Origin of the sequence: Pseudomonas fungipugnans (assembly GCF_029955235.1) — a bacterium.
In the GTDB taxonomy this organism is placed as follows: Bacteria; Pseudomonadota; Gammaproteobacteria; order Pseudomonadales; family Pseudomonadaceae; genus Aquipseudomonas; species Aquipseudomonas fungipugnans.
In genome coordinates this window covers 956,628-969,651 of sequence record NZ_JARBWL010000001.1, presented here as the reverse complement: position 1 = coordinate 969,651, position 13,024 = coordinate 956,628, and the positions used below count along the sequence as shown (strand labels likewise).

Annotated in this window: 12 protein-coding genes; 7 read left to right on the top strand and 5 right to left on the bottom strand. The window is 61.0% G+C overall.

Annotated elements, in window-relative coordinates; all coding sequences use genetic code 11:
* Window position 1: 1 nt before the first annotated feature.
* Window positions 2-1,237: a 3-methyl-2-oxobutanoate dehydrogenase (2-methylpropanoyl-transferring) subunit alpha gene (locus tag POF45_RS03895; protein ID WP_259494594.1), complete on the bottom strand. Its 1,236-nt coding sequence runs from the start codon at window positions 1,235-1,237 to the stop codon at window positions 2-4.
* Between the two features lie 186 nt (window positions 1,238-1,423).
* Between POF45_RS03895 and bkdR the strand changes: the two genes are divergently transcribed.
* Both bkdR and POF45_RS03885 read left to right on the top strand, forming a co-directional pair.
* Entirely contained in the window at window positions 1,424-1,915 is a 492-nt protein-coding gene (bkdR, locus tag POF45_RS03890; protein WP_259494593.1) for a Bkd operon transcriptional regulator BkdR, read from the top strand.
* Window positions 1,916-2,050: 135 nt separating this feature from the next.
* Window positions 2,051-3,277, top strand: a complete 1,227-nt coding sequence (locus POF45_RS03885) for an HD-GYP domain-containing protein (protein ID WP_259503199.1) — start codon at window positions 2,051-2,053, stop codon at window positions 3,275-3,277.
* Window positions 3,278-3,288: 11 nt separating this feature from the next.
* Here POF45_RS03885 and POF45_RS03880 read toward each other — a convergent pair whose 3' ends face one another.
* A complete protein-coding gene (locus POF45_RS03880) occupies window positions 3,289-4,152 on the bottom strand; it encodes an MBL fold metallo-hydrolase (RefSeq protein WP_282315119.1) in 864 nt (287 codons plus the stop codon).
* Window positions 4,153-4,255: 103 nt separating this feature from the next.
* Between POF45_RS03880 and POF45_RS03875 the strand changes: the two genes are divergently transcribed.
* The 3 genes from POF45_RS03875 to POF45_RS03865 all read left to right on the top strand — a co-directional run bounded on the left by POF45_RS03875 (window position 4,256) and on the right by POF45_RS03865 (window position 6,806).
* Window positions 4,256-4,591 (top strand): ArsR/SmtB family transcription factor, encoded by a 336-nt coding sequence (locus POF45_RS03875; RefSeq protein ID WP_259494590.1) that lies wholly within the window; start codon window positions 4,256-4,258, stop codon window positions 4,589-4,591.
* 160 nt (window positions 4,592-4,751) lie between these two features.
* Window positions 4,752-5,996: an NAD(P)/FAD-dependent oxidoreductase gene (locus tag POF45_RS03870; protein WP_259494589.1), complete on the top strand. Its 1,245-nt coding sequence runs from the start codon at window positions 4,752-4,754 to the stop codon at window positions 5,994-5,996.
* 9 nt (window positions 5,997-6,005) lie between these two features.
* Complete coding sequence (locus POF45_RS03865; protein WP_259494588.1) at window positions 6,006-6,806, top strand: sulfite exporter TauE/SafE family protein; 801 nt, start codon at window positions 6,006-6,008, stop codon at window positions 6,804-6,806.
* Between the two features lie 16 nt (window positions 6,807-6,822).
* Here the strand turns inward: POF45_RS03865 and POF45_RS03860 are convergent, their stop codons facing one another.
* From POF45_RS03860 to POF45_RS03850, 3 genes are read right to left on the bottom strand one after another with little or no spacing between them, the layout of a single operon-like run.
* A complete protein-coding gene (locus POF45_RS03860) occupies window positions 6,823-7,686 on the bottom strand; it encodes an aldose 1-epimerase (RefSeq protein WP_431978586.1) in 864 nt (287 codons plus the stop codon).
* Between the two features lie 59 nt (window positions 7,687-7,745).
* Entirely contained in the window at window positions 7,746-8,639 is an 894-nt protein-coding gene (locus POF45_RS03855) for an SMP-30/gluconolactonase/LRE family protein (protein WP_282315117.1), read from the bottom strand.
* A 27-nt stretch (window positions 8,640-8,666) separates the two neighbouring features.
* Window positions 8,667-9,491, bottom strand: a complete 825-nt coding sequence (locus tag POF45_RS03850) for an NAD-dependent epimerase/dehydratase family protein (protein ID WP_282315116.1) — start codon at window positions 9,489-9,491, stop codon at window positions 8,667-8,669.
* Window positions 9,492-10,135: 644 nt separating this feature from the next.
* Here POF45_RS03850 and POF45_RS03845 point away from each other — a divergent pair.
* Window positions 10,136-11,800, top strand: a complete 1,665-nt coding sequence (locus tag POF45_RS03845) for an MFS transporter (protein ID WP_282315115.1) — start codon at window positions 10,136-10,138, stop codon at window positions 11,798-11,800.
* Window positions 11,797-12,957 (top strand): HlyD family secretion protein, encoded by a 1,161-nt coding sequence (locus POF45_RS03840; protein WP_259494582.1) that lies wholly within the window; start codon window positions 11,797-11,799, stop codon window positions 12,955-12,957. Before POF45_RS03845 ends, POF45_RS03840 begins: the two co-directional genes overlap by 4 nt.
* Window positions 12,958-13,024: the final 67 nt, after the last annotated feature.

The following is a 13,024-nucleotide window of genomic DNA, read 5'->3' as shown; positions in this document are numbered from 1 at the left end:
GTCAGATCCCCAACTGCTGACGCTGGCGCTTCAAGTGCTCCGGCATCTCTTTGTAGACGTCTTCGAACATGGTCGCGGCGCTTGGAATCTGGCCGCCGGCGAGGGTGCCGTACTGCTCGGCTTCTTTCTGCGCGGCAATGACTTCGGCTTCAAGTTCGGCGCTGACGGCGGTGTGTTCCTCTTCGGACCACTGGCCGATTTTCACCAGGTGCTGCTTCAGACGCGCAATGGGATCGCCCAGCGGGAAGTGGCTCCAGTCGTCGGCAGGACGGTATTTGGACGGATCGTCGGACGTCGAGTGCGGACCGGCGCGGTAGGTGACCCACTCGATCATGGTCGGGCCGAGGTTACGGCGGGCGCGTTCGGCGGCCCAGGCGGAAGCGGCATAGACCGCGACGAAATCGTTGCCATCGACCCGCAGTGAGGCGATGCCGCAGCCAACGCCACGACCGGCGAAAGTGGTGGCTTCACCGCCGGCAATCGCCTGGAAGGTCGAGATCGCCCACTGGTTGTTGACCACGTTGAGGATCACTGGCGCCCGGTAGACGTGGGCGAAGGTGAGGGCGGTGTGGAAGTCGGATTCAGCGGTGGCGCCGTCGCCGATCCAGGCCGAGGCGATTTTGGTGTCGCCCTTGATCGCCGAGGCCATGCCCCAGCCCACGCCCTGCACGAACTGGGTGGCGAGGTTGCCGGAAATGGTGAAGAAACCGGAGTCCTTGACCGAGTACATGATTGGCAACTGACGGCCCTTGAGCGGATCGCGCTCGTTGGATAGCAGTTGGCAGATCAGGCCCACCAGTGGCACTTCGCGGGCCATGAGGATGCTTTGCTGGCGGTAGGTCGGGAAACACATGTCGTCGATGTTCAAGGCCAGGGCCTGGGCGCTGCCGATGGCTTCTTCGCCAAGGCTTTGCATGTAGAACGACATTTTTTTCTGACGCTGGGCAACCACCATGCGGTTGTCGAAGATCCGCGTCTTGAGCATGGCGCGCATGCCTTTGCGCAGGATCTCGACCGGTACGCCTTCGGCCCATGGGCCAAGGGCATTACCCTGGTCGTCGAGTACGCGGATCAGGCCTTTGGCCAGGTCGGCGGTGTCGGCGGGTTCAACGTCGATGGCGGGTTTGCGCACCGTGCCGGCATCGGTCAGACGCAGGTAGGAGAAGTCGGTTTTGCAGCCTGGGCGGCCCGAGGGTTCGGGAACGTGCAGGCGCAGCGGTTCGTACGCTTGGTTCATGGCTTCTACGCTCGATCTTGTGAATTTCTTGTAGTGAGCTGACCGTCATTCCATGGGTGATGGAAATCTTGTCCTACAAACATCATAGGCCCGGCGCAGGAGAATATTTCTCTCTGTTTCGTTGCGTTGGCGATCATTTGAGGATAGAAATTCTGCATAAACAAAAATAACAGGTGGTTTTGTCTCATGCGCAAATTGGACCGTACCGATATCGGCATTCTCAATAGCCTCCAGGAGAACGCCCGCATCACCAACGCCGACCTCGCACGCTCGGTGAACCTGTCGCCCACGCCGTGTTTCAACCGGGTCAAGGCGATGGAAGAACTGGGGCTGATTCGTGAGCAGGTAACGCTGCTCGACGCCGACCTGCTGGGGTTGCACGTCAACGTGTTCATTCACGTCAGCCTGGAGAAACAGGTTGAGGAGGCGCTGGCGCATTTCGAGGAGGCGATTTCCGATCGCCCGGAGGTGATGGAGTGCTATCTGATGGCCGGCGATCCGGATTATCTGATCCGGGTGCTGGTGCCGACCATTCAGTCGCTGGAGCGTTTCATGATGGATTTCCTGACCAAAGTCCCCGGCGTAGCCAACATACGCTCAAGCTTTGCGCTCAAGCAGGTGCGTTATAAAACCGCACTGCCGTTGCCCCGAGACGGATTGATGTTAAGCAAGCCTTGACTGAACCCTGGCGGATGGCGCTATGGTGGCCAAGGTGCGTAAAAGGACTTGTGACACCTGCTGCACTCTGCGCCGCTGATTTCTGGGGGCTGCGCAGACAGTAGTTTTATCCTTCCATTTGGGGGATACGCGCTTATGTTGAAACGAATTCCGCCACCCGACATCAGGTTGGGCATGTACATCCACAAGCTTGACGGTTCGTGGATAAGTCACGGGTTCTGGAGAAGCAGTTTCAAGCTGGAGCGACAGGAGGACCTGCAACAACTGCGCGGTTCCACGCTGAGCGCTATCTGGATCGATACCGAGAAAGGTCTTGATGTGCAGCTGGCGGCGCCCCGGCCCGATGCCGCGCGTGTGAGTCCAGCCCTTCCAGTGCGTTCTAGCCGGTCGCCGCGTACGGAGATGAAGGTGGAGATGACTCGGGCCCTCAAGCTCTGTGCCCGCTCCAAAGCCGCGGTGATCGAGATGTTCAGCGATTTGCGCATGGGGCGAGCGGTGGAACTCACCCAGGTCGTCTCATTGGTGGATGAGATTTGCGCGTCGGTCTTGCGTCACCCCAATGCCCTGATCAGCCTGGCCCGCCTGAAAAAGGCCGACGAATACACCTACATGCACTCGGTGGCGGTCTGCGGCCTGATGATATCGCTCGCCCATCAGCTCGATTTTTCTCCGGACATGGTCCACGAAGCTGGCATGGCCGGACTGTTTCATGATGTTGGCAAGATGGCCATTTCCGAGCAGATTCTGAACAAGGCGGGAGCACTCAGCGATGAGGAGTTCGACATCGTGCGCAGCCATCCGGAGGAGGGCGGCAAGATGTTGATCGGCAGCCGGCATGTCAGTGCGCTGGTGCTCGACGTGTGTCTGCACCACCACGAGAAATGTGACGGCAGCGGGTACCCCCATCATCTGGTGCAGGACCAGATCAGTCTGTTCGCCCAGATGAGCGCGGTCTGTGATGTGTACGATGCAGTGACCTCCGATCGACCTTACAAGAAGGCCTGGGGCCCGGCGGAGGCGATTCAGAGAATGGCTGAGTGGAAAGGACACTTTGATGAACGGGTGTTTCAGGCGTTCGTCAGGTGTGTCGGCATCTACCCGGTGGGCACGCTGGTTCGCCTACAGAGCGGGCGCATTGGCGTGGTGGTCGAGCAACACGAAAAGTCCCTGTTGACGCCAGTGGTGAAGGTGTTTTTCTCCGCACGTTCACGCCTGCCGATCATTCAGACGATCGTCAACCTGGCGGATGCGGGCATGGACGACAAGATCGCGGGCCGCGAGACCGCCGATGCTTGGGGGCTCAAGGGCGTCGATGAGCTTTGGTCGGGCCTGGCGCAGCAGAAAAAATCTCACTTTGATTGAGCTGCTCGCCCTTAGAGCTGATTGAGCGGGATCTTCAGGTACGTGACGCCATTGTCGTCGGCCGGCGGCATATTCCCCGCCCGCACATTCACCTGAATCGCCGGCAACAACAGATTTGGCATGCCCAGCCCGGCGTCGCGCCGGGTGCGCATCTCGACGAACGTGGCTTCATCGACGCCATCGTGTACGTGAATATTGCTTTTGCGCTGCTCACCCACGGTGGTCATGCAGTGCGGCTCACGGCCTTCGGGCGGGTAGTCGTGGCAAACGTACAGCCGCACGCTGGCCGGGAACGCCAGCAACGTGTGGATCGAGGCATACAGCTGATTGGCGTTGCCACCCGGAAAGTCGCAACGCGCCGTGCCCACGTCCGGCATGAACAGCGTATCGCCCACCAGAATGATGTCGTTGCCGATCAGATAGGCCATGTCCGCCGGGGTGTGGCCGGGCACGTGCAGGGCCGTGGCCTTGAGATTGCCGATCATGAACGACTCGTTTGGTGCGAACAGGTGATCGAACTGCGAACCGTCGACGCAGAATTCCGGTTCGAGATTGAACAGGGTCTTGAACACGCCCTGAACCTTGCTGATCGACCGGCCGATGGCGATCTTGCCGCCCAGTTCACGGCGCAGGTACGGCGCGGCGGACAGGTGATCGGCGTGGGCGTGGGTCTCCAGCAACCATTGCACTTGCAGCCCGTGCTCGCGGACAAAGGCAATCAGCCGGTCAGCCTGCACCGTCGCAGTGCGCCCGGCGGCTGCGTCGTAATCCAGCACTGGGTCGACGATGGCGCACGGCCCGCCGCAGGCTTGGTAAACCACGTAGCTGTAGGTCGAAGAGGCGGGGTCGAGGAAGGCTTCAATCAACGCGGGCATGGGCACGAACCTGTGAAAAGGGCGGAAAGACATTAACCTGTTGCAACACTTTATGTTTACACATAATGTCCGCAGCTTAAGTGACGTCCAAGGCATCGTGCAAATGCAATCCAGTCTGACCGAATGTGAAGTCGCCCAGTTACGGGCTTCGGCCTCCAAGGCCTGTTCGTTGCTCAAGGCCCTGGCCAATGAGGATCGCCTGCTGATTCTCTGCCAGTTGACCCAGGGCGAACGCAACGTCGGCGAGTTGGAAAAAATGACCGGCGTGCGCCAGCCCACGCTGTCCCAACAGCTGGGCATCCTGCGCGATGAAGGCCTGGTCGGCACACGCCGCGAAGGCAAATACATTTTCTATGGCCTGGCCAGTCACGAAGTCATCCAGGTGATGAAGACGCTGTCCGGCCTGTATTGCGGAGCGGTGCTCAAGAGCTGGGGCTGAATCGAATGCCTTTCAATTAAAAATAAACACCGTACTTGTGGCGAGGGAGCTTGCTCCCGTTGAGCTGCGCAGCCGCTCTGCGTGAATCGGGGCCGCTTTGCGACCCAGTGCGAGCAAGCTCCCTTGCCACATGCGTGCAGCAATAAAAAGGGAACAACCTATGAACGATCAACACTGGGGCTCAACCATCAGTGCCGACATCGTGGTGATAGGCGGCGGCACCGCAGGCATCGGCTTCGTCGCGAGCCTGCTCAAACGCGATCCGTCGTTACAGATCACCGTCATCGAACCCAGCAACCAGCACTACTATCAGCCGGCCTGGACCCTGGTCGGCGGCGGCGCGTACAGCGTCGAAGATACGGCGCGGCCGATGGCTTCGGTGATGCCCCGTCAGGCCACCTGGCTGCAAGCGGCGGTGAGTGTCATTGACCCCGACAACAAGCAGCTGACCCTTGATGATGGCCGCAACCTCACGTATCAGAACCTTATTGTCTGCCCGGGTTTGCGCCTGGCCTGGGAAAAAATCGAAGGCTTGCCGGAAACCCTGGGCCACAATGGGGTGACCTCCAACTACAGCTACCAACACGCCGCTTACACTTGGGAACTGGTCAAGGGATTGCGCGGCGGCAAGGCGATCTTCACTCAGCCGGCGATGCCGATCAAATGCGCCGGGGCACCGCAAAAGGCCTTGTACCTGTCTTGTGATCACTGGCGCAAAGCCGGGGTCCTGAACCAGATCGACGTCGAGTTCAATCTGGCTGGCGCTGCGTTGTTCGGGGTGGCGACCTTCGTGCCGCCACTGATGAAGTACATCGAAAAGTACAATGCTCGATTGGCTTTCACCTCCAATCTGGTCAAGGTTGATGGCCCGTCAAAAACCGCCTGGTTCGATGTCATTGACGCTGACGGCAACATTACCCAGCAAACGAAAACCTTTGATCTGTTGCACGTCGTGCCACCACAGGTCGCGCCGGATTTCGTCCGTAAAAGTCCCCTGGCCGACGCTGCTGGCTGGTGCGAGGTGAACATGCACAGCCTGCAACACGTGCGTTATCCCGAGGTCTTCGGGCTGGGTGATGTGTGCTCCACCAGCAACGCAAAAACCGCAGCGGCCGTGCGCAAGCAGATTGTGGTGGTGGCCCAAAACCTGCTGGCACAGCGCAGGCGGCAACCGTTGCCGCTCAAGTACGACGGCTATGGCTCCTGCCCGCTGACGGTGGAGAAGGGCAGGGTGATCCTTGCCGAATTCGGTTACGCCGGCAAGTTGCTGCCGACCTTCCCGATGGACCCGACCGTGGCCCGTCGTTCGGCGTGGTGGCTCAAGGCGACGTTCCTGCCGTGGTTCTACTGGAACGGCATGCTCAAGGGCCGCGAGTGGATGACCCGCCTGTCCAAGGTCGATTGAGAGAACCCTATGCTGCTGGCAAGTTTTTTTGGCGTGATCATGGGGCTGGTGCTCGGTTTGACCGGCGCCGGTGGCGGCATCCTTGCGGTGCCAGCACTGGTGTTGGGGTTGGGCTGGACCATGACCCAGGCGGCGCCGGTGGCGTTGTTCGCGGTGGGCAGCGCAGCGGCGGTCGGCGCCATCGACGGTTTGCGTCACGGTCTGGTGCGCTACCGCGCGGCGTTGCTGATTGCGTTGCTCGGTGCGGTGTTTTCACCGGTGGGCATCTACTTTGCCCATCAGATGCCGGAAAAAGTGCTGATGATCCTGTTCAGCCTGCTGATGGTCATGGTGGCCTGGCGCATGCTGCGCCGCGAACGTCAGGACGAAGGCCCAAGCGACCACGGCCACGCCAACTGGGGCCAGAAAAACTGCATGCTCGATCAGCAGACCGGGCGTTTTTCCTGGACCGCCAAATGCACCGCGACCCTGGCGGCGTTAGGTGCAGTGACGGGCGTGGTATCAGGGTTGCTGGGTGTGGGCGGCGGTTTCCTGATCGTGCCGGCGTTCAAGCAACTGACCGATGTGCAAATGCGCGGGATCATCGCCACGTCGCTGATGGTGATCAGTTTGATCTCGGCCATAGGTGTGGTCGGTGCGTTCCATGCCGGGGTGAGGATCGACGACCAGGGCGTGGCCTTTATCGTCGCCAGCATCATCGGCATGGTCATTGGCCGTCAGCTCTGCGCACGGGTGCCGGCCCGGGCGTTGCAGGTAGGGTTTGCCAGTGTCTGCCTGATTGTTGCGGTGTACATGCTGATTCGTGCCTGAACGCTGTGCCTGGGAGCTACAGTGGCCGGTATTGCAGGCTCAAACCCAGCTCGGCAGCTTGGCCTTGCTCCAGTAATCGCAGGCCCGGTTGACCGGGCAGGTGATGCGCGTTGACCGGGTGGCTCACCGGTTCGATACAAAAAAAGTCCATGCCCACCGGGCAGTACAGCAGGTAGTAGTCGCTGCCGGTGGCCTGGCATTCCAGCTCATGGCCGAGCTCGGGTTGCCGGATCAGGCAGCGGCCATCCCATTGGCAGAAACCGTTGTCCACCAGCGTATCGGGCAACGCCTTGAGCTGGCGAAAATCCCACGCTTGAGGCAGTTCGACAAGCTGGGTCGGCAGTTTCGCGCTATCACACAACCAGACTTGCCGGGCCGGCGCCTGCAGGCGTGTGCCTCGCGTTCGCGGTAAATAAGGATGCAACCCCAAGCCATGCCACGCAGCCTGCTCGGCCAGATGGGTGACCTTCAGTTCAATACTCAACTTGCCGTCACTCAGATGAAACCGTTGCCGGGCGCGATAAGCGAAAGGCGTCGAACTGTCGAGTTGCAGGACGATATCGTTAGCGGACTGCGAAACCACCTGCCACGGTTGCTGCCAGGCGCTGCCGTGAATGGGCAGGGGATCGGTCAGGCTGTTGGCGGTCAGTGCCAGCCAGCCGTCCGGGCAATCGAAGCCGCCCCTGGCGATGCGGTTTGACCACGGCGCCAATGGGTAGCAGGCGAGCTTGCCCGGCAGGCCGGCGTTCAAGGCATGGCTGTCGCTGTGACGCAGCAGCGCCTGGCCGCTGCTGCGAACGGTCCAGTTGACGATGCTCGCGCCCAGTTCGGGGGCGAGGGTCAGGCGAGTGAGATCGTCTTCAAGTACCAGCAATGTCATGGCGATCCGGTCCGGCTCAGTAAAGGACGTTTCTGTGAGCAACAATGCCGCAGCAACGCTTATCCGGGAAGTTCAAATTGCGGCTCCTCAAGACCTTTGACACCGGGATCGAGGGCGAACACCCCACCGGCCAGCGACTGCTCGTCGTGGTCGTCGGCGGGGCGAATCGAGGTGACGAACAGGGTGTCGAGTTGGCTGCCACCGAACGCGCACATGGTTGGCTTTTTGACCGGCACGGCGACGGAGCGGTCCAGCCGACCATCCGGGGTGAAGCGGTGAATCAGCCCGGCATCGTTGGCGCAAATCCAGTAGCCGCCGTCGGCATCGACAGCGGCCCCGTCAGGGCGGCCAGGGAAGCGGTTCATATTGACAAACAGCCGGCGATTACTCGGCGTGCCACTGTCGATGTCGTAGTCGAACGCCCAGATCTGCTGGACTTGCGGGTGCGAATCCGAGAGGTACATCGTGCGTCCGTCCGGGCTGAATGCCAGGCCATTGGGGGTGATGAAACCGTTCAACCGCGCTTCGAGTGGTCCGCTTTGGCCCGCGTTGTAGCGATAGAGCGCACCGTCGTTGGCATTGGCGCCCATGTCCAGCACCATGCTGCCGGCCCAGAAACGTCCCTGGCGATCACAACGACCGTCGTTCAGGCGCATGTCCGCACGGGCGTGATCGATGTGGGCCAGCGGCTGCCAGTCGAGGCGGCCATCGGCGTGAGGCTGCAATTCGAAGAAGCCGCTTTCCATGCCGGCGATCCAGCTCCCGGCGCTGCTGCGGGCGATGCACGCAAGCATTTGCGGGGTGTGCCAGGTGTCGATCTGGCCACTGTCGGCGCTCCAGCGGTGCAGGTTTGCGGCGGGGATATCGACCCAGTACAGGGCATTTTCCTCGGGCACCCAGACTGGGCTTTCACCGACCGCGTTGCGGGCATCGACAATCAATTCAGCTTGCATGGTCACTCCACTCCCAGACGTGTCGTTTCAGTCGCCGAACGGCCCAGCCACGCAAAATGCGCCACCCTGATAGACGCGCACGGGATCATCGGTGGCAGGCAGCGGTAGCGCATCAACCTGTTTGCGGAACGCTTCGGAGCTGTCTTGCGGGGCATAACCCAGCGCAGTGGCGAAACGGTTGTCCCACCAGACGTTGCGGTTATCCGACACGCCGTACACCACGGTGTGACCGACACCCGGTGTGTACAGCGCCCGCTCCAGCAACTGGGTAAGGTCGCCGAAACTCAGCCAGGTGCTCATCATTCGGCGGTTTTGCGGTTCCGGGAACGATGAACCGATACGGATGCTGACGGTTTCGATGCCGTAGCGATCAAAGTAGAAAGTGGCCATGTCTTCGCCGTAGGACTTGGACAGGCCGTAATAGCTGTCTGGGCGGCGAGGGGAGTGGGCGTCGAGCGTTTCGTCCTGCTTGTGGAAGCCGATAACGTGGTTGGAACTGGCAAAAATCACCCGTTTCACGCCGTGGCGACGTGCCGCCTCATAGATGTGGAATACGCCGCAGATGTTGGCGCCGAGGATTTTTTCGAAGGAGCGCTCTGTCGACACGCCGCCAAAATGCACGATCGCGTCCACACCTTCGACCAATTGATGCACGGCGTTCTTGTCGGCGAGATCGCAGAGCACCACTTCTTCACGGTCATCGATGGCCGGGGTGATATCAGCGATGTCCGACAGGCGAATCACCTTGGCGCAGGTCCGCAGACGCTCTCGCAGGACCTTGCCAAGGCCGCCGGCGGCACCGGTCAGCAGCAGGCGATTGAAGGGAATTCGGGCAGGTGAGGAGATGGTCATGGAAGTCTCAGTACCGCAGTTGTTGTTATTGGATGGTTGTAAGTTGTCGTACGACTTGGGCGGAGTATTGTTGTGGGATAGGGGGATTGTCAATGCGATCGCTCGATATTGCCTGCCAGACTGCATAGCCCTTGTGGGAGCGGCAGTTTTGTGTACGACCCAAATCAAATGCGGGAGCGAGCTTGCTCGCGATAGCAATCTGTCAGGCGATATCGATGCTGGATGTGCCGGCCCCTTCGCGAGCAGGCTCGCTCCCACAAGGAGCTGGCTGTCGGGCGGCAGTTTTGTGTATGACCCAAATCAAATGCGGGAGCGAGCTTGCTCGCGATAGCAATCTGTCAGGCGACATCGATGTTGGATGTGGCGGCCCCTTCGCGAGCAAGCCCGCTCCCACAAGGAGCTGGCTGTCGGGCGGCAGTTTTGTGTACGACCCAAATCAAATGTGGGAGCGAGCTTGCTCGCGATAGCAATCTGTCAGGCGACATCGATGTTGGATGTGCCGGCCCCTTCGCGAGCAAGCCCGCTGCCACAGTGGATTTTCGCCGGGTTTTGAACATTTGTGCCTGGCAACGATCAACGGGTGAGCGAGCGTCTTCCATGATTTTGCGGCAAACTGACGCTGTCCCCAGAACAAGGCCCTTGAATTGGATCAATACGCCCCGCGCAACTGGCAGCCCCACGAAAAGCCCAGCCTGCCCGGTTCCCCCTCGACGCCTGAGCACTCCAACCCCAAGCGGTTGGCGTATGCGCTGGTGGGTCTGCTGGTGGCTTTGACCGGTGGCCTCGGTAACGCGCTGGTGATCGCCAACCTGCCTTACCTGCAAGGCGCCTTGGGTGCGACCACCGCCGAGATGGCGTGGCTGCCCGCGGCCTATGTGATGACCAACGTCTCGATGAACCTGCTGCTGGTGAAATTTCGCCAGCAGTTCGGCCTGCGGGCGTTTACCGAGGTGTTCCTGGTGCTGTACGCGCTGGTGACCTTCGGTCACTTGTTCGTCAACGACCTGAGTTCGGCGATTGCCGTGCGCGCAGCCCACGGCATGGTCGGCGCGGCGCTCAGTTCGTTGGGCCTGTATTACATGATCCAGGCGTTCCCGGCGAAATGGCGAATGAAAGCGCTGGTGCTTGGGCTAGGTGCCTCGCAACTGGCGCTACCGCTGGCCCGGCTGTTTTCCGAAGACCTGATGCAGATTGCCGAATGGCGCGGGCTGTACCTGTTCGAGCTGGGCATGGCGCTGCTGACTCTGGGCTGTGTTTTCCTGCTCAAGCTGCCGCCGGGAGACCGCTTCAAGACCTTCGAAAAACTTGACTTCCTGACCTTCGCCATCCTCGCCACCGGCGTCGCCTTGTTGTGCGCCGTGCTGTCGCTGGGGCGCATCGACTGGTGGCTGGAGGCACCGTGGATTGGCATCGCCTCGGCGGCCTCCATCGTGCTGATCCTCACCGGGCTGGCCATCGAACATAACCGCAGCAACCCGATGCTCATGACGCGCTGGCTGGGCAGCGGGGTGATGATTCGTCTGGCCCTGGCGGTCATCCTGATCCGCATGGTCACCTCGGAGCAATCCACCGGCGCGGTCGGTTTCATGCAGGCGCTGAACATGAGCAGCCAGCAACTGCACAGCCTGTATGTGGTGATGCTCATCGGTGCCGTCGCCGGACTGGCCACCAGTGCCCTGACCATCGACCCCAAACACCTGTTCATGCCGCTGATCGTGTCGCTGGCGCTGATGGCGGTCGGCTCGGTGATCGACAGTTATTCGAACAACCTGACGCGTCCGGCAAACATGTACTTCAGCCAGTTTCTGCTGGCCTTCGGCGGTACGTTCTTCCTCGGGCCGACCATGGTCCTCGGCACCCGCAACGTACTGACCAATCCGCGCAACCTGGTGAGTTTTTCCGTGCTGTTCGGGATCTGCCAGAACCTCGGCGGCCTGATCGGCGCGGCATTGCTGGGTACGTTCCAGATTGTCCGGGAGAAATTTCATTCCAGTAATATCGTCGAACACCTGACGCTGCTCGATCCACGGGTGGCGGCGCGGGTGCAGAGCGGCGGCAACGCGGTCGGCTCGTTGATTGCCGACCCCAGCCTGCGCAACCTGCAAGGCATCCGAACGCTGGCCACGGCGGCCACCCGCGAGGCCAATGTGCTGGCCTACAACGATGTGTTCATGCTGATCGCGCTGATCGCGGTACTGACCATGATCTGGATTTCCATTCGCGCCCTGTGGCTGATGAGCACCACCCAAGCCGTCAGCCCGGCGCCAGCCACCCCTTCCGTCCCATCCAGCGGTGCCACTTCTTCATGACTGAACCGACGACCACGACCACCAACGCCATCGCCGCCACCCCGGAAGGCGTCGCGCCGCCTTCTTCGCCTGCCACCGAACCGCGTTCATTGCGGGTACGGGTGATTTCTTCGATGGGCTTTGCGGCGATTGCCCTCGTCGGCGTGCTGATCGTGTTGTACGCCTGGCAGCTGCCGCCGTTCAGCAGTGCGGTGGAAACCACCGAGAACGCGCTGGTGCGCGGTCAGGTGACGATCATCGGCCCGCAATTGAGCGGTTACGTGTTCGAGGTGCCGGTGCAGGACTTCCAGTTCGTCAAGGCCGGCGACCTGCTGGTGCGCCTCGATGACCGAATCTACAAACAGCACCTCGATCAGGCACAGGCGCAACTGGCGGTGCAGAAAGCTGCGCTGGCCAACGTGGTGCAGCAGCGCAACAGCGCCGAGGCGACCATCAAGTTGCGGCAGGCCGCCGTGGCCGACACCCAGGCTCAGGTGCGCAAAAGTGAAGCGGATTTGCGCCGTAACAACGAGCTGATCAGCGACGGCTCGGTGTCCAGACGGGAACTGGACGTGACCCTGGCCGCCAACGCGCAAACCGTGGCCGCCGTGGCGCAAGCCCAGGCCAACCTCGACATCGCCCGTCAGGACCTGCAAACGGTGATCGTCAATCGCGGCTCGCTGGAAGCGGCGGTGGCCAGTGCCGAAGCCGCTGTAGAACTGGCGCGGATCGACCTGTCCAACACCCGTATCCTGGCGCCCCGGGACGGTCAGCTCGGGCAGATTGGCGTGCGCCTGGGCGCTTACGTGAACTCGGGTGCGCAGTTGATGGCGCTCGTGCCGAAGCAGTTGTGGGTCATTGCCAACATGAAGGAAACCCAGATGGACAACATCAGGGTAGGGCAGCCGGCGAGCTTCACTGTCGATGCCCTGGACCACCGTAAGTTCAAAGGCCAGGTGCAGCGTATTTCACCGGCCACCGGTTCCGAGTTCAGCCTGTTGCAGGCGGACAACGCCACCGGCAACTTCGTCAAGATCGCCCAGCGGGTGCCGGTGCGCATCACCGTGGATGCGGATCAGGACGAGACGGACCGGCTGCGGCCGGGGATGTCGGTGGTGGTGAGTATCGATACGGCGGCTGAAGTTAATCACGACAAAACCGAATCAACACAAAACTGATGTGGAAGCGGGCTTGGTCCCACAGGTAGTGTGTTCAACTCAAAGGTCTGCTTGAGCACACATCCCA